This is a genomic window from Acinetobacter sp. TUM15064, assembly GCF_008980265.1.
Lineage (GTDB): Bacteria > Pseudomonadota > Gammaproteobacteria > Pseudomonadales > Moraxellaceae > Acinetobacter.
This window is the reverse complement of record NZ_BKFU01000071.1, coordinates 1-16,765: the sequence shown is the minus strand read 5'-3', so window position 1 is coordinate 16,765 and position 16,765 is coordinate 1. Positions and strand designations below refer to the sequence as shown.

The following is a 16,765-nucleotide window of genomic DNA, read 5'->3' as shown; positions in this document are numbered from 1 at the left end:
ACGGTGCGGCTGCTGTACTGATTGCTTCGGAACAAGCGGTTGAGCAGTACCAACTTAAACCACGTGCCAAGATTATTGCATCTACGGCTGTGGGGGTAGAACCACGCATCATGGGCTTTGCACCTGCACCTGCCATCAAGAAGCTCCTCAAACAAGCCAATCTGACATTAGAACAGATGGATGTGATTGAACTAAATGAAGCCTTTGCAGCACAAGCACTGGCGGTCACGCGTGATCTTAGTTTAGCGGACGACACCACTCAAGTGAATCCAAACGGTGGCGCAATTGCCATCGGTCATCCACTCGGTGCATCGGGCGCACGTTTAGTCACCACAGCTTTAAACCAATTAGAACAAACGGGTGGAACCTATGCCTTGTGTTCGATGTGTATTGGTGTCGGTCAAGGGATTGCTTTGATTATTCAGCGCGTTTAAAGCAGATTTAAGGATAGCGATCATGAGCCAGTTATATGCCAGCTTATTTTACCAAAACGAGGTGACTGAAATTTTCAGTGATCGCGCCTTGGTGTCATACATGATTGAGGCTGAAGTTGCCTTGGCACAAGCGCAGGCTCAGGTCGGCGTCATTCCAGAATCTGCAGCAACAGCAATTTCCCAAGTTGCCCAGACTGCGATTGATCAGATTGATTTTGATGCTTTAGCTCTTGCTACAGGCTTGGCGGGCAATATCGCGATTCCTTTTGTGAAGCAATTGACTGCAATTGTGAAAAAAAGTGATGAAGATGCTGCGCGTTATGTGCATTGGGGCGCAACCAGTCAAGACATTTTAGATACAGCTTGTCTTTTGCAATGCCGTGCTGCGCTACAACAGGTGGAATCTTTAATTCAACAATGTTACCGCACTGCATTGACCCAAGCTGAACAATATCGTTCACAAGTGATGATTGGACGCACATGGTTACAGCAAGGTTTACCGATTACGTTGGGACATAAATTTGCACGTTGGGCTTCGGCTTTTCATCGTGATTTAGTGCGTATTGAAGCCATGAAATCACGCGTGTTTACTGCGCAATTAGGCGGTGCAGTGGGTTCATTGGCATCTTTGCAAAATCAAGGCACAGCAGTTGTGCAAGCATTTGCAGCACAGTTACAACTTTCTGTTCCAAGCTGTACTTGGCATGGTGAGCGCGACCGTATTGTCGAAGTGGCGAGTGTTCTCGCAATAGTGACAGGTAGTCTGGGAAAAATGGCACGTGACTGGTCTTTGATGATGCAAACTGAAATTGCAGAAGTATTTGAGCCAGCAGCGAAAGGGCGTGGTGGCTCATCAACCATGCCACATAAGCGTAATCCTGTCGCGGCAGCATCTGTATTGGCTGCAGCCAATCGTGTGCCTGTGCTGATGTCGAGTTTGTATCAAAGCATGGTGCAGGAACATGAGCGTAGTTTAGGTGGATGGCATGCGGAATGGTTGGCGTTGCCTGAAATTTTCCAACTCTGTGCAGGTGCTTTAGAGCGGACTTTGGATGTGTTACAGGGGATGCAAGTCAATGTTGAAAATATGCAACGCAATTTGGAATGTACGCAAGGCTTAATTATGGCGGAAGCGGTGATGATGGCTTTGGCACCACACATCGGACGTTTACAAGCTCATCATCTGGTAGAGGACGCATGTAAAACAGCTGTTGCAAAAGGTGTGCACTTAAGAGATGTGATTGCTGAATTGGATCAAGTTAAAAACTTATTCAGCGTAGCCCAGATTTCAGAAATTTTTAAACCCGCATCATATCTCGGCAATATTCAAGACCAGATTGATGCGGTGTTGCAAGAAGCAAAAGGAGAGGCAAAGTGAATATCACGATGACCAATCGTCAAGGCAAGACTTTATCCGTGGCAATTAGTGGGCAAGACCATGCACCTGTGATTGTATTTTCAAACTCATTGGGTACCGATAAAGGCATGTGGCAGCCACAAGTTGCTGCCTTCGAACAGCAGTTCAAAGTGGTGACTTATGACACGCGTGGTCATGGGCAAAGCGATGTGATTGAACAGACCACTGTACAAAACCTTGCAGAAGATGTGATTGATATTCTTGATGGTTTAAACATTGAAAAAGCGCATTTTTGCGGGATTTCAATGGGCGGTATGACGGCTTTGTGGCTCGGTATTCACCATGCAGATCGTTTTCATAGTATCACTGTGGCGAACTCAGCAGCCAAAATTTGGACTGAAGAAGGTTGGAATGCTCGTGCAGATGCTGTGACAGCCAATGGCTTAGCAGATTTGGTCGCGACCACGCATACACGTTGGTTCAGCGAGCAGTTTGATTATCAACACGATGCTTTGGCTCAGCGTACCATTCAGTCTTTAGCGACTACGCCAGCATTGGGTTATGCAGAATCTTGCCGAGCATTGGCTAAGGCTGATTTGAGCACAGAAATTCAGCAGATTCAGATTCCAACTTTAGTGATTGCGGGTGCATTTGACCCAGTCACGACAGTGGCAGATGGCGTTTTTATGCAACAACAAATTCAAAAGAGTGAATTAGCGGTGATTGATGCATCGCATCTTTCCAATATTGAACAACCTGAGCTGTTTAACCAAACCCTGACTCAGTTTATTGGATCGATTCAATAATTTAAGGATTTTTAAAAGGACTTTCAGCCCAAGGAGGCAGGTATGGCGTCTCAGGAATACGCTACTCAAAAAACGAGTATAGACGCACAAGCACTGATTAATGATGCACCGATTAGCAAATATCAGTGGTTGATCGCAATTGTATGTTTTCTCATTGTTTTTGTTGACGGTATTGATACTGCGGCAATGGGTTTTATTGCTCCAGCCTTGGCACAAGACTGGGGAATAGACCGCTCGCAATTAGGGCCAGTCATGAGTGCGGCTTTAGGTGGCATGATTATTGGCGCTTTGGTGTCTGGTCCAACCGCTGACCGCTTTGGGCGAAAGATTGTTTTAAGTGTTTCGATGCTGATTTTTGGTGGCTTTACTTTGGCATCAGCCTATGCGTCTGACTTAAATACCTTGGTGGTCTTGCGCTTTTTAACGGGTATTGGTTTGGGTGCTGCAATGCCGAATGCAACCACGCTATTTTCTGAATATTGCCCGCAGCGTTCACGTTCGTTACTCGTGACCTGTATGTTCTGTGGTTACAACTTAGGTATGGCGACAGGTGGCTTCATTAGCAGTTGGTTGATCCCAACCTTTGGTTGGCACAGCTTATTTTTACTGGGCGGTTGGTCGCCACTGATCTTGATGATCTTGGTGATTTTCTTCCTGCCAGAATCCTATCGTTTCTTGATTGTGAAAGGTCGTGACCCCGAAAAAGTTCGTAAAATTTTGACGCGTATTGCACCGACGCAAGTACAGGGTGTCACTGAGTTTCATGTACCTGAAGAAAAAACTGAAGGTGCCGAGAAGAAAGGTGTGTTTGGCATGCTGTTCTCTCAGAAATATGTCAAAGGCACGGTTTTATTGTGGCTGACCTATTTCATGGGTTTGGTGATGATTTATCTACTCACCAGTTGGTTACCAACCTTAATGCGTGAAACTGGCGCAACCATGGAACGTGCTGCATTTATTGGTGGTTTATTCCAGTTTGGCGGTGTCCTCAGTGCTTTATTTATTGGCTGGGCAATGGACCGTTTCAACCCGAACCGCATTATTGCAGGCTTCTACTTTGTCGCGGGGATCTTTGCCTTTGCTGTTGGTCAGAGCTTAGCAAATCCAACCCTACTTGCCATTTTAGTGCTTTGCGCAGGTGTTGCAATTAATGGTGCACAGTCGGCAATGCCAGCGCTGAGTGCTCGTTTTTATCCAACCCAATGCCGTGCAACAGGTGTGGCATGGATGTCTGGGATTGGGCGCTTCGGTGCGGTATTTGGTGCATGGATTGGCGCAGTTCTACTGGGCAATGACTGGTCGTTTACTGCCATTTTAAGTCTGCTGTTAATTCCAGCAACAGCAGCAGCAGTCGCTATTTTTGTTAAATCACTGGTCGCACATACCGATGCGACCTAATTGAGGTTTCTCCCATGAATGATGAACAACGTTATGAACAAGGAATCACTGTACGCACTGAAGTGCTGGGTGAAAAGCATGTCGGTCGTTCACTTGAGAACTTAAATGATTTCAATGCTGACTTTCAAAACTTTATCAGTCGTTTTGCGTGGGGCGAAGTCTGGTCTAGACCAGGCATGCCGCGCCACACCCGTAGCTTAGTCACCATTGCGGTGTTATTGGCACTGGGCCGTGAAGACGAACTGCGTATGCATTTACGTGCTTGTTTTAACAATGGTGTGACCAAGGACGACTTAAAAGAGTTGATTTTGCACTGTTCACTGTATGCCGGTTTGCCCGCAGCCAATGCAGCCATGCACATGGCAGAAGAAGTTTTTGCAGATTTGGGCATTGCCCCGCAAAAGCTGAGCGAACAGCAGCTTAGCCAAGAACAAACGAATCAAGAGTAATGGAACAAGATTAAGAGGGACGTCACATGTCGCAACTTATTTTAGGTGCTTATGCACAACGCAATACCGAAGATCACCCGCCAGCATACGCACCCGGCTATAAAACCAGTGTATTACGCTCGCCCAAAAATGCGTTGATTTCGATTGCAGAAACATTAACTGAAGTGACTTCACCACAGTTTAGTGCGGAGCAGTTTGGGCCTAAAGATAACGATTTGATTTTGAACTATGCCAAAGAAGGTTTGCCGATTGGTGAGCGCATTATTGTGCATGGTTATGTCCGTGATCAGTTTGGGCGTCCAGTTAAAAATGCCTTGCTTGAAGTGTGGCAAGCCAACGCTTCTGGTCGTTATCGTCATCCAAATGATCAGTTTATTGGTGCAATGGACCCGAACTTTGGAGGCTGTGGCCGCATGATGACGGATGCCAATGGCTATTTTGTGTTCCGTACCATTAAACCGGGTCCTTATCCTTGGCGTAACCGTATTAATGAATGGCGTCCTGCTCATATCCATTTCTCTTTGCTTGCCGATGGTTGGGCGCAGCGTCTTATTTCTCAGTTCTATTTTGAAGGCGATACGCTGATTGATTCGTGTCCGATTATTAAAACCATTCCTTCGGAAGAACAACGTCGCGCGCTGATTGCTCTTGAGGATAAGAGCAACTTCATTGAAGCAGACAGCCGTTGTTACCGCTTTGACATCACTTTACGTGGTCGTCGTGCGACATATTTCGAAAATGATTTGACTTAATTCAGGGAGAGCAACATGAACCATTGGAACTTTCAAGAATTGCATGAAACGCCATCTCAAACAGGTGGGCCATACGTACACATTGGTTTGTTGCCCCAACAAGCCAACATTGAAGTCTTTGAAAACAACTTTAACAATCAGTTGGTTCAAGAAAAAACCTTAGGCGAACGTATTCGCTTAGAGGGTCAAGTATTCGACGGTCTAGGTTTGCCGTTACGCGATGTATTGATTGAAATTTGGCAGGCAGATGCCAACGGCGTGTATCCAAGTGCAGCGGATATTCAAGGCAAAGCAGTCGATCCGAACTTCCTCGGCTGGGGACGTACAGGGGCAGACTTTGAAACTGGTTTTTGGAGTTTCAATACCATTAAACCGGGTGCTGTTCCGGGACGTAAAGGCGCAACTCAAGCCCCGCATATTGCACTGATTATTTTTGCACGTGGTATCAACATCGGTTTGAACACCCGTGTCTATTTTGAAGATGAAGTGGAAGCCAATGCACAAGATCCTGTGCTGAAAGGCATTGAGTGGGCACCTCGTCGTCAAACCCTCATTGCAAAACGTGAACAGCGTGATGGTGAAGTGGTGTATCGCTTTGACATTCGTATTCAAGGAGAAGACGAAACGGTCTTTTTGGATATCTAAATTTTCCAAGATTTAGTGCGAGACATCTTGAACTAATTCTAAAGATAAAAGTTTATGCGTGGTGATGGCATAACCCATTTCGTTCATCCCACGTATATTTGCCATTGATGACAGAAGTCAGGCAATAGTTTGTAAATACAAGGAAATGTAATGATGAAAATCAAAAAAATTGCGATGCAACTTTGCTTAAGCAGTGCTGTTTTAGCAGCAATGCCAGCATTTGCAGCGGAAGTAGCTCAATCAAGCGTACAACACTATGTGGTGAAAAACCTCAATATTGGTGACTTACCTGTCAAAACCATTGTGCCGATTACCGCAAAAACGGCTGAACAAGCGATTGCCCAAGCAAAAGTGATTGCCAGTAATCCAAACGCAGATGTGGCTGAGTTTCGTATCGACTTATTGGAATTTTCTGCCGACACTAAAAAAGTGATGGCATTGGGTCAGCAGTTGAATCAAATTTTAAAAGACAAACCGTTAATCGCCACTATTCGTACCCATAACGAAGGCGGAAAAATGACGGTGTCTGACCAAAACTATGAAAAAATTTATCGTGAATACCTGAAAAAGCCATTTATGCAATTGCTGGATATTGAAATGTTCCGTGATGCAGGCAGTGTGGCGAAATTAACCAAATTGGCGCATGACAAGAAGGTGTTGGTGATCATGTCGAATCATGATTTTGCAAAAACACCTGAGCAACAAGACATTGAAAACCGTCTGCTAAAACAAGATCAGATGGGTGCCGACATTTTGAAAATTGCGGTAATGCCAAAGTCAAAACAAGATGTCTTTACCCTCATGAATGCCACCTTGGCGGTCAGTCAAAAAACTCAAAAACCACTACTGACCATGTCGATGGGACAGTTGGGCACCATTTCACGTGTGGCGACTGCCAACATGGGTGGCAGCCTAAGTTTCGGCATGATTGGTGAAGCTTCTGCACCAGGTCAAATTGATGTGACTCAACTCAAACAGTTGCTGAAAACTGTACAACCAACCCCTTAATGCACTGCGTTATTCATGTTCAAGGATAGAAAAGGATTTAAAATATGAAACCATCAACTTTACGTTTGACCACATTGGTTTTGAGTTTAGCGGCATCAGGTTTGGCCAGTGCAGAAACTTATATTGTGGATCGTTATCAGGATGATAGTGCAAAAGGTTCACTGCGTTGGGCAATTGAACAATCGAATGCCAATACGGCGCAAGAAAATGAAATTCACATCCAAGCTGTGGGCAAAGCACCTTATACCATTAAACTAAATCAGCCTTTACCGCCAATTAAGTCTTCAGTGAAGATCATCGGGATGCAATGGGACAAAACAGGCGAGTTTATTGTGATTGATGGTTCAAACTATATTAAAGGTGAGGGCGCTAAAGCCTGCCCAGGGGCAAACCCTGAACAGTATGGCACCAATGTCCGTACCATGACTTTACCGGGTCTGGTTCTGCAAGATGTTAATGGTGTGACCTTAAAAGGTCTCGATATTCACCGTTTCTGTATTGGCGTTTTGGTGAACCGTTCAAGCAATAACTTGATTCAACATAACCGTATCAGTAATAACTACGGTGGTTCAGGCGTGATGTTGACGGGTGATGATGGTAAGGGCAATCCAACCTCGACCACCACCAATAACAACAAAGTTTTAAATAACTTATTTGTAGATAATGGCGATGGTCTTGAACTCACTCGTGGCGCGGCATTTAACCTTGTCGCTAATAACCTATTTACTTCAACCAAAGCCAATCCAGAACCGTCACAAGGAATTGAAATCCTGTGGGGCAATGATAATGCGGTGGTCGGTAACAAATTTGAAAATTACTCTGATGGTTTGCAAATCAACTGGGGTAAGCGCAATTACATCGCTTATAACGAACTGACCAACAACTCAATTGGCTTTAACCTCACGGGTGATGGCAACATTTTTGACAGCAATAAAGTTCATGCTAACCGTTTAGGGATAGCCATTCGTTCAGAAAAAGATGCCAATGCCCGCACAACCTTGACCAAAAACTTAATTTGGGACAATGGCAAAGATATTAAGCGCTGTGAAGCGGGTGGTTCGTGTGTACCCAATCAACGTTTAGGTGCCATTGTGTTTGCTGTGCCTGCGCTAGAACATGCTGGCTTCGTCGGTTCTCGTGGGGGTGGTGTGGTCATTGAAGCAGCGAAACTGCAAAAAACCTGTACCCAGCCAAATGAACAGGGTTGTAATGCGATACCCAACCAAAATATCCAAGCGCCACGTTTAAGCTATAGCAAAGGTCAAGTCACGGCTGAAGTACAAGCACAACCAAATCAACGCTATCAGGTTGAATTCTTTGCCAATCGTCAAGCGAAGAGTCAAGAAGCAGAGCAGTATTTAGGTACTCAAGTGGTGACAACCGATGCACAAGGTCAGGGTCAAGCAACATGGAAAGTGGCAAGTGGTGTGGCGAATGTCACCGCCAATGTCACAGATCACTTAGGGGCGACCTCTGAATTGAGTCCAGCTGTTCGCATTAAATAATAAAAACCGCATGGAAAGTTCGGTTGAGCTTTCCTCACAAAAAAGGATGTTTGGTTATGCAACAACTCTTAAAACTAGGCACATTATCTTTGGCGCTTTTAACTTGCCAATTGGCGTCAGCCAATGAATTTTACTCGGCAGACCGTCAATGGTTATTCGGCGATTGGAACGGTGAACGGAAGCAACTGGAAGATCAAGGTTATAAATTTACAGCTTCGATTATGAGCCAAGCAGCGACCAATTTGGCTGGTGGTTATAACGATGACCGAAGTTTTGACAATGCTGCACAGTTGACCTTAGGTGCCAATTTTGATTTAAACAAAATTGCAGGTTGGGAAAATACCACAGCAGGCTTAATGATTACCAAACGTGATGGTAATTCATTAACTTTAGCGCGAATTAAAGATCCACGTGCCAGCACCTTGGGGAATACTCAAGAAATTTATGGACGTGGCAAGATCTGGCGCTTAACCCAAGCATGGATTAAAACAGGATTTGATGATAACCGTGTCCAATTTAAGATTGGTCGTATGGGCATGTCCGATGATTTTAACAGCTCGCAATGTGAGTTTCAGAACTTACTTTTGTGTGGTGGACAGTTGGGCAAATCTATCGGTTCGATTTGGTATAACTGGCCTGTCAGCTTATGGGGCACCAATGTTAAATACCAATTTGCACCAGACTGGTCACTTGGTGTTGGGGTCTATGAAGTTAATCCTGACAATGTCAAAACAGATTCGGACAGTGATGGTTTTAACCTCGATATGGACAATGTCGAAGGGGCCACCATTCCAGTTGAACTGGCATGGAAACCAAAACTTGCCACATTTAATGGTTTACCGGGCGAATATAAACTCGGCGCACTGTATTCCACAGCAGAAGCTAAAGATGTGGGGACATCAGGAGAAATCCACGATGGCAAATATAGTTTTTGGTTGAATGCTCAACAACAACTGACCCAACATGGGGCTGATCCTAAACGTGGTTTATATATCAGTTTCAATGGGGTCATCAATGACCGAGATACTACTGCCGTAGAAAGTACGCAGCAGTTGGCACTTTGGTATAAAGGTCCTTTTGACAGCCGCCCTAATGACTCGATTGGCTTTGGTTTAGCTAACTATGTGGTGAATAGCCGTGTGACGGATAAACAAATCGCCACCAACGAAGGCCGTGGTTATTACAGTTATGACGCGCTCGCCAGCGATTATGTCCCAATTCAACATGACGAACTCAATGTTGAGTTGAACTATACCTACCAATGGTCTCCTGCGGTGATGCTCAGACCCAACTTGCAATATATCTATCAACCTTCTGGGGTGAAAGAAGTAGATGATGCATGGGTGGCGGGCCTTAGCGTTAAGGTGAATTTTTAATCGTATTTGAAGTGGGAGAGTGTTTAAAATATCAGCGATGTGATTGCTGAATTTAAATGCTCTTTTTTTCGTTGCTGAAGCAAACCAATTGTGGATGCTCAAAAGTTTGGATGTGGTGTGAATGATGCTCAGAACAAAGTAGGAGTGGTCATTTAAAACACAGCATTTGGAGTAAAACGTATGTCCGAAGCGCAATCTCAACCCATATTTAAAATATGGTGCTTTATATTAGGCTTGGCTTTATTGCTGACTGGCTTATTTTATTTAATCGGTGGTGGAAAACTGATTAGTTTAGGAGGTTCATGGTACTTCCTGATTGCAGGCGTATTAACCACCATTTCCGCAATCTTTATTTTTAGAAAAAAAGCTTTGGGTGTTTGGATCTTTACCTTGGTTTTTCTTGGAACCGTGGTCTGGGCACTGTTTGATGCAGGTTGGGATTTTTGGGCACTCCATTCACGGTTAATGTTTCCTGCGGGTTTATTTGCCGCACTGTGTTTTACTTTACCTGCTATTCGTAAGTACCAATTTCAAATTGCACCTTCAGCACCTGCTTATGCCTTAGGTGGTTTGACGGTGTTAGGTATGCTGGGTGGTTTATATGGCATGTTTATTCCACATCCAACGGTAAAAGCCAGTGGTGAAGAGCTACCTCTAGTGCCTGTAACGGCTCAAACTCAACAAGTGAATTGGTCGCACTATGGTAATGATGCTGGTGGAAGTCGTTTTGCCGCACTGGATCAGATCAATCGAAATAATGTGTCTAAGTTAAAAGAAGCATGGCGCTTTCAAACAGGCGATATGACCACAGGTACGGGTAATGGCGCAGAAGACCAGCTCACGCCTTTGCAGGTCGGTGATAAAGTCTTTTTATGTACACCGCATAACAACATTATTGCTTTAGATGCAGACACAGGTAAACAAATCTGGAAGGCTGAAGTGAACTCTAAAGCGGATGCTTGGGAGCGTTGCCGTGGTGTAGGTTACTTTGACTCGACTCAAGCCTTGGTACAACCGACTTTAGCAGGTGCAAGTGCGGTGACTGCGGTGGCAAATAATACTGCATGTCCGCGTCGTGTTTATACCAATACACCTGATGGTCGTTTAATTGCAGTCAATGCCGATACAGGCGAGCGCTGTAAAGACTTTGGTGTCGATGGAACGGTGAACTTACTGGAAGGTTTAGGTGCGGGCACGCAAGCGCCTCGTTTTGAAGTGACCTCGGCGCCAACTATTGCAGGCACCAGCATCATTGTCGGGAGTCGTATTGCTGATAACTTTGCAGCGGATATGCCGGGTGGTGTGATTCGTGCTTATGATGTGATTACTGGGCAATTGCGTTGGGCTTTTGATCCACGTAACCCAAATCCAAACTATGTTCTCAAACCGGGTGAAATCTATAAACGTAGTTCGGCTAACTCTTGGGCGGCAATGTCCTACGACCCGCAAATGAACACGGTGTTCTTACCGATGGGGAGTTCATCGGTCGATGTTTGGGGCGGAAACCGTCAACCTGTAGATCATAAGTACAATTCTTCCGTTTTGGCTTTAGATGCAACCACAGGTCAAGAGAAGTGGGTTTATCAAACTGTTCACAATGACCTTTGGGACTTCGATTTACCCATGCAGCCAAGCTTGGTCGACTTTCCAATGCAAAATGGGCAAACCAAACCTGCTGTCGTCATTGGCACCAAGTCAGGTCAGTTCTTTGTACTTGACCGTGTGACAGGCAAGCCTTTAACCAAAGTGGTTGAGCAACCTGTAAAAGCTGCAGATATCCCTGATGAGCAATACAGTGCAACTCAGCCGCGTTCAGTTGAAATGCCACAGATTGGCAATCAAACTTTGACTGAATCGGACATGTGGGGCGCAACGCCATTTGACCAGTTGATGTGTCGGATTAACTTTAAATCAATGCGCTATGACGGTCTCTTTACGGCACCGGGTTCTGATGTATCTTTAAGTTTTCCAGGTTCGCTGGGTGGGATGAACTGGGGCAGTATTGCATTTGACCCGACGCACCGTTATATGTTTGTCAACGACATGCGCCTAGGTCTGTGGATTCAGCTGATTAAACAAACACCTGAAGATTTAAAACTTGAAGCCAGTGGCGGAGAGAAGGTCAACACAGGTATGGGCGCAGTGCCAATGAAAGGCACACCGTATAAAGTGAATAAAAACCGCTTTATGTCAGTACTGGGTATTCCATGCCAAAAACCACCTTTCGGAACCATGACGGCGATTGATATGAAAACCCGTCAAGTGGCTTGGCAGGTGCCTTTAGGTACGGTTGAAGATACTGGCCCAATGGGCATTAAAATGGGCTTAAAAGCGCCGATTGGTATGCCAACCATTGGTGGCCCAATGGCGACGCAAGGTGGTTTAGTGTTCTTTGCTGCAACGCAAGACTTCTACTTACGTGCTTTCAATTCATCGAATGGTGAAGAAGTATGGAAAGCGCGTTTACCCGTGGGTAGCCAAGGTACACCGATGAGCTACATTTCTCCAAAAACAGGCAAGCAATATGTGGTCATTTCCGCAGGTGGAGCACGTCAGTCGCCTGATCATGGCGATTATGTGGTTGCGTATAGCTTAGCCGATTAAAACGTTTTATTGTATGGGAAGCCTGTCGAGATGATAGGCTTCCCGTTTTTATGGTAATAACAAGCAAGGAAATATTGTGCGATTAACTTATTTGATGCCTGCGCCTTTTAAACAAGCCTTATTGACTGCAGTTATTTTACAAACGATGCATGCTTATGCAGAAACGACAGAATATCAACTTCCTGTTATCACTGTCCAAGCGGTACATACCGATAGCGAGTTGTTATCGACTTCTGCATCTATTCAAAAAGTCCAAGCGGCTGCAGTACAAAACAATACCAATGTAAACTTATCCGAAGTTTTACAAGGGGTTGCAGGCTTACAAATCAATAACCGTGAAAACTATGCGCAAGACTTACAGATTTCGATGCGTGGCTTTGGCGCTCGTTCGACTTTTGGCGTGCGTGGCATTCGAATGTATGTCGATGGTATTCCTGCGACCATGCCTGATGGCCAAGGGCAAAGTTCTAATATTGACCTCAATAGTTTAGATCACATCGAAGTACTGACAGGGCCATTTTCATCTTTATATGGCAACTCATCAGGGGGAACCATCTTAGCTGAGAGCAAAGAAGGACAAGGGAAAGACTCAATCCAAGTAGGACTCAATGCAGGCAGCCACCATAAGCAACAAGCCAATATCCAATTACAAGGGGGTTCCGAACAGGCCAATCAACCCGCTTATGTGATTAGTTCTTCTTATTTTGATACTGATGGTTTTCGAGACCATAGTGCAGCACAAAAAGTATTGAATAATGCCAAACTGACGTGGAACTTAGAAGATGGCAGTAAAATCAACTGGGTGATGAACCGTGTTGATATTGATGCCGATGATCCACAAGGTCTCAGTCGTGAGCAGTGGAAAGCCAACCCGAAGCAAGTGAATGACAGCAACAATATCTATAATGTGCGCAAAGAAATCGAGCAAACCCAAACTGGGCTGACGTGGACGAAGCCGCTGAATGATCAACAAGAGCTATATAGCATGTTCTATTTGGGTAACCGACAGGTCGTACAATATCAGTCGATTCCAAAGGGACCACAAGCCAATGCTCGCCATGCAGGTGGTGTGATTGATTTTGACCGAGATTATTATGGCGCAGATTTCCGTTGGACTGGGAAAGCACTTTTACCGAATACAACTTTGGTTGCTGGTGTGGCTTTAGACCGAATGGTCGAAGATCGTAAAGGCTATAACAATTATAATAATCAAGGGAAATTTGGCGTGAAAGGTGATTTACGTCGTAATGAAAATAATACCTTATGGAATTTAGATCCGTATGTGCAGGCCTCATGGCAGTTCTTACCCACGTGGCATCTTGATACAGGCTTACGCTATAGCAATGTGCATTATGAGTCGGAAGACCATTATATTGTAGCAGGGAATGGTGATGACAGTGGTTCAACGGATTATCAAAAATTATTGCCGTCTGTGGCTTTAGGCTGGGAAATTTTACCTGAACTCTATGCTTATGCCAGTTATGGCAAAGGCTTTGAAACCCCAACCTTTACCGAAATGGCTTATCCTACATTGGCCACATCGGGAATTAATTTCGATTTAAAACCTGCAAGTAGTGATACCTATGAGCTTGGGTTAAAGTCTCAAAATGCATTTGGTCTGTTTACATTGGCTGTTTTCAATACTGTCACTAAAAATGACATTGTGCCTGATGATGCCAATGCGGGACGCAATACATTTCGTAATGCAGAACAAACCTTACGACAAGGCGCTGAGCTGGCTTGGCAACATCAGCTTTGGCAGGATTTAAAACTTAGTGCAAGCTATAGTTATTTAGATGCCACTTTTGATGCCGATATTGCAGCAACTAGCACCAAACCTTTGATTGAAAAAGGGACATATATTCCCGGAATTGCCAAAAACCAAGTGTTTACCCGTATTGCATGGCAACCTGAGCAAGGCTTTCAAGCAGGCTTAGAAGCACGTTATATGGATAAAATTTATGTCGATGATATCAACTCAGATACGGCACCAAGTTATACCGTTGTGGCTGCAAATGTCGGCTACTTATGGGTAAACCGTGACTGGAAAGTAAACAGCTATGCTCGAGTCGATAACCTGTTTGACCGTAACTATGTTGGTTCAGTGATTGTGAATGACAGCAATAGTCGTTTCTTTGAACCGGCCGATGGTCGAAACTTTAGCGTTGGCATGAGTGTGACTAAAGCCTTTTAATGAAAATGGTTTGGCTAGGCAAAAAATACGGCATAGCCAAACCAGATGAATTGCGCCATACGACTGCAATATAACGCTTTTGTATGGGCACTTAGTCTATTTATGAATTGCTTTGATATTCCTGAATCACTTCCAGTGCAGCGCGGAACGCCTCTTGAGTTGCAGGTGCGCCGCAATAAGGCAAACTGTGCAGAAGGACTTCTTGAATTTCTTCAACCGTTGCACCGTTATTTAGCGCACCACGAACATGGCCTTTGAGTTCTGTTGGACTCTTTTGTGCCGTCAAAAATGCAATGGTAATTAACGAGCGATATTTACGTGGTAAAACACCTTCACGTTGCCATGTTGAGCCCCAAGCATGTTCATTAATCCAGTCCTGCAAAGGTTGGGTGAAAGGTACAGTATTGTCTTGAGCACGTTTAACAAAAGATTCGCCCATGACTTCTGTGCGAACTTTTAAACCATCTTCATAATCTTGTTGTGACATGGGAACCTCTGGATGTGGAATGCAAATATAGTAGCCGAGCGGATTAATTTTTCATCAGGTATTTGAGTTAAAAAATGTGCGCAGGAGTCATCATTCGGTAAATTCGAGAATATCGGGAGATAGACTTGGTCACGGTGATGCTGGTTTTATGTTGGATTTAAAGGCTATAAAGAAGCTTCTTTTTAACTGAAAATCTTTTTTTGATTGATCCCAATAACAAAGCAGCCGAAGCTGCTTTGAATGATGTCGTTTTTGTACTTAAGCAGCTTTAAAGTCATTAATGATCAGTGCTAAGCCAGTCGCTTTCTGGATTTGTTCTAGGCTCACATCGCGTGCCAGTTCAACCAGTTTCACCCCTTCAGCAGTGATATCCATCACACCTAAGTCAGTAATGATACGGCTAACGACAGCTTTACCCGTGAGTGGTAGGGTACATTGAGGCACAATTTTTGGCGTGCCATCTTTGGCGCAGTGTTCCATGAGCACCACAACTTTTTGTACACCAGAGACCAAGTCCATTGCACCGCCCATGCCTTTGACTTTTTTACCCGGAATCATCCAGTTTGCCAAGTCGCCCGTTTCAGAGACTTCCATTGCACCTAAAATAGCAATATTGACATGACCACCACGAATCATGGCAAAGGATTCTGAGCTTGAGAAAAATGCAGCCCCTTTGCGTGCGGTGACAGTTTGTTTTCCTGCATTAATCAAGTCTGCATCGACTGCATCACGGGTTGGAAATTCATCAATACCGAGCAAGCCATTTTCTGACTGCAACCAAACATTGATCCCTTCGGGTAGATAATTGGCCACTAAAGTCGGTAAGCCAATACCTAAGTTGACATAAAAACCATCTTCGAGTTCAAGGGCAGCACGCTGCGCCATTTCATTACGTGTCCAAGCCATGATTAAGCTTCCTCTGCTTTAATGGTCAGTTGTTCGATCTGCTTTTTGGGGGTGGCATTGAGCACCACACGGTTGATGTAGATCCCCGGCAAATGGATGTCATCTGGATCAATTTCACCAATTTCAACCACTTGTTCGACTTCAGCAATGGTGAATTTGCCTGCCATAGCACAGTCAGGGTTAAAGTTACGCGCGGTTTTACGGAACACTAAGTTACCGGCTTTATCGGCTTTGTAGGCTTTGACTAAAGCAATGTCCGCAGTGAGAGACATTTCTAAAATATGTGGACGACCATCAAAGTCACGAACTTCTTTGCCTTCGGCAATGAGAGTACCTACACCTGTCTGGGTGAAAAATGCAGGAATACCTGCACCGCCTGAACGTAGTTTTTCTGCGAGTGTGCCTTGTGGTGTGAGCTCGACTTCAAGTTCACCATTCAGATATTGGCGCTCAAACTCTTTGTTTTCACCGACATAAGACGCAATCATTTTTTTAATTTGTTTAGTTTCTAATAATTTACCTAAACCAAAGCCATCTACACCTGCATTATTTGAAATACAGGTTAAACCTGTGACACCTGTTTCTTTTAAGGCATCAATTAATGCTTCTGGAATACCACAGAGGCCAAAACCACCAACAGCGATAGTTTGATTATTGGCAACCACATCAGCCAATGCTTCAGCTGCATTTGCGACAACTTTATTCATCCTTTATTTCCTGATCTTCCTTGCTTGTTATTTTTTTAGCATTGCACTGCTTTTTTTAGAAATTGAATCTTTCTAATGTGTAATAAAAAAAACTCATTAATCATTAATATTAAAGAAGGAAAAAGAGAGAACTAGGT

Annotated in this window: 14 protein-coding genes and 1 pseudogene; 12 read left to right on the top strand and 3 right to left on the bottom strand. The window is 44.4% G+C overall.

Annotated features, from left to right (window positions below; all coding sequences use genetic code 11):
- The 12 genes and pseudogenes from GBI16_RS15700 to GBI16_RS15645 form a co-directional block, all read left to right on the top strand.
- Window positions 1–434: pseudogene (locus GBI16_RS15700) on the top strand (acetyl-CoA C-acyltransferase); the annotation flags it as partial.
- Window positions 435–456: 22 nt separating this feature from the next.
- Window positions 457–1,812, top strand: a complete 1,356-nt coding sequence (locus GBI16_RS15695; RefSeq protein WP_151707421.1) for a 3-carboxy-cis,cis-muconate cycloisomerase — start codon at window positions 457–459, stop codon at window positions 1,810–1,812.
- 8 nt (window positions 1,813–1,820) lie between these two features.
- Entirely contained in the window at window positions 1,821–2,597 is a 777-nt protein-coding gene (gene pcaD, locus GBI16_RS15690; RefSeq protein ID WP_404814616.1) for a 3-oxoadipate enol-lactonase, read from the top strand.
- A gap of 42 nt (window positions 2,598–2,639) precedes the next feature.
- Window positions 2,640–3,995: an MFS transporter gene (locus GBI16_RS15685; RefSeq protein WP_151707419.1), complete on the top strand. Its 1,356-nt coding sequence runs from the start codon at window positions 2,640–2,642 to the stop codon at window positions 3,993–3,995.
- 14 nt (window positions 3,996–4,009) lie between these two features.
- On the top strand, window positions 4,010–4,444 hold the full coding sequence (pcaC, locus tag GBI16_RS15680) for a 4-carboxymuconolactone decarboxylase (RefSeq protein ID WP_004981395.1): 435 nt from the start codon (window positions 4,010–4,012) through the stop codon (window positions 4,442–4,444).
- Between the two features lie 26 nt (window positions 4,445–4,470).
- Window positions 4,471–5,196 carry a protocatechuate 3,4-dioxygenase subunit beta gene (gene pcaH, locus GBI16_RS15675; RefSeq protein WP_004981392.1) on the top strand — a complete coding sequence of 242 codons (726 nt, stop codon included), beginning with the start codon at window positions 4,471–4,473 and terminating at the stop codon, window positions 5,194–5,196.
- 15 nt (window positions 5,197–5,211) lie between these two features.
- The gene (pcaG, locus tag GBI16_RS15670) at window positions 5,212–5,841 is read left to right on the top strand and encodes a protocatechuate 3,4-dioxygenase subunit alpha (RefSeq protein WP_086208644.1); all 630 of its coding nucleotides are present in this window, start codon (window positions 5,212–5,214) and stop codon (window positions 5,839–5,841) included.
- A gap of 150 nt (window positions 5,842–5,991) precedes the next feature.
- A complete protein-coding gene (gene aroD / locus GBI16_RS15665) occupies window positions 5,992–6,849 on the top strand; it encodes a type I 3-dehydroquinate dehydratase (protein WP_086208643.1) in 858 nt (285 codons plus the stop codon).
- A 44-nt stretch (window positions 6,850–6,893) separates the two neighbouring features.
- Window positions 6,894–8,354 carry a NosD domain-containing protein gene (locus tag GBI16_RS15660; RefSeq protein WP_086208642.1) on the top strand — a complete coding sequence of 487 codons (1,461 nt, stop codon included), beginning with the start codon at window positions 6,894–6,896 and terminating at the stop codon, window positions 8,352–8,354.
- 56 nt (window positions 8,355–8,410) lie between these two features.
- Entirely contained in the window at window positions 8,411–9,730 is a 1,320-nt protein-coding gene (locus GBI16_RS15655; RefSeq protein WP_110975813.1) for a carbohydrate porin, read from the top strand.
- A 180-nt stretch (window positions 9,731–9,910) separates the two neighbouring features.
- On the top strand, window positions 9,911–12,334 hold the full coding sequence (locus GBI16_RS15650) for a glucose/quinate/shikimate family membrane-bound PQQ-dependent dehydrogenase (protein ID WP_151707418.1): 2,424 nt from the start codon (window positions 9,911–9,913) through the stop codon (window positions 12,332–12,334).
- 94 nt (window positions 12,335–12,428) lie between these two features.
- Entirely contained in the window at window positions 12,429–14,528 is a 2,100-nt protein-coding gene (locus tag GBI16_RS15645; RefSeq protein ID WP_151707422.1) for a TonB-dependent receptor, read from the top strand.
- 100 nt (window positions 14,529–14,628) lie between these two features.
- Here the strand turns inward: GBI16_RS15645 and GBI16_RS15640 are convergent, their stop codons facing one another.
- From GBI16_RS15640 to GBI16_RS15630, 3 genes are all read right to left on the bottom strand, one after another.
- The gene (locus GBI16_RS15640; RefSeq protein WP_151707417.1) at window positions 14,629–15,015 is read right to left on the bottom strand and encodes a carboxymuconolactone decarboxylase family protein; all 387 of its coding nucleotides are present in this window, start codon (window positions 15,013–15,015) and stop codon (window positions 14,629–14,631) included.
- Between the two features lie 258 nt (window positions 15,016–15,273).
- The gene (locus GBI16_RS15635) at window positions 15,274–15,921 is read right to left on the bottom strand and encodes a CoA transferase subunit B (protein ID WP_087527926.1); all 648 of its coding nucleotides are present in this window, start codon (window positions 15,919–15,921) and stop codon (window positions 15,274–15,276) included.
- Window positions 15,922–15,923: 2 nt separating this feature from the next.
- The gene (locus tag GBI16_RS15630) at window positions 15,924–16,628 is read right to left on the bottom strand and encodes a CoA transferase subunit A (protein ID WP_086208637.1); all 705 of its coding nucleotides are present in this window, start codon (window positions 16,626–16,628) and stop codon (window positions 15,924–15,926) included.
- Window positions 16,629–16,765: the final 137 nt, after the last annotated feature.

Bases quoted from the DNA above. Each gene is read 5' to 3' on its own strand.
- GBI16_RS15685 (WP_151707419.1), top strand. From the start codon at position 2,640: ATGGCGTCTCAGGAATACGCTACTCAAAAAACGAGTATAGACGCACAA.
- GBI16_RS15695 (WP_151707421.1), top strand. From the start codon at position 457: ATGAGCCAGTTATATGCCAGCTTATTTTACCAAAACGAGGTGACTGAA.
- pcaC (WP_004981395.1), top strand. From the start codon at position 4,010: ATGAATGATGAACAACGTTATGAACAAGGAATCACTGTACGCACTGAA.
- pcaD (WP_404814616.1), top strand. From the start codon at position 1,821: ATGACCAATCGTCAAGGCAAGACTTTATCCGTGGCAATTAGTGGGCAA.
- pcaH (WP_004981392.1), top strand. From the start codon at position 4,471: ATGTCGCAACTTATTTTAGGTGCTTATGCACAACGCAATACCGAAGAT.
- GBI16_RS15635 (WP_087527926.1), bottom strand. From the start codon at position 15,921: ATGGCTTGGACACGTAATGAAATGGCGCAGCGTGCTGCCCTTGAACTC.
- GBI16_RS15655 (WP_110975813.1), top strand. From the start codon at position 8,411: ATGCAACAACTCTTAAAACTAGGCACATTATCTTTGGCGCTTTTAACT.
- GBI16_RS15645 (WP_151707422.1), top strand. From the start codon at position 12,429: ATGCCTGCGCCTTTTAAACAAGCCTTATTGACTGCAGTTATTTTACAA.
- GBI16_RS15660 (WP_086208642.1), top strand. From the start codon at position 6,894: ATGAAACCATCAACTTTACGTTTGACCACATTGGTTTTGAGTTTAGCG.
- aroD (WP_086208643.1), top strand. From the start codon at position 5,992: ATGATGAAAATCAAAAAAATTGCGATGCAACTTTGCTTAAGCAGTGCT.
- GBI16_RS15650 (WP_151707418.1), top strand. From the start codon at position 9,911: ATGTCCGAAGCGCAATCTCAACCCATATTTAAAATATGGTGCTTTATA.
- pcaG (WP_086208644.1), top strand. From the start codon at position 5,212: ATGAACCATTGGAACTTTCAAGAATTGCATGAAACGCCATCTCAAACA.
- GBI16_RS15640 (WP_151707417.1), bottom strand. From the start codon at position 15,015: ATGTCACAACAAGATTATGAAGATGGTTTAAAAGTTCGCACAGAAGTC.
- GBI16_RS15630 (WP_086208637.1), bottom strand. From the start codon at position 16,628: ATGAATAAAGTTGTCGCAAATGCAGCTGAAGCATTGGCTGATGTGGTT.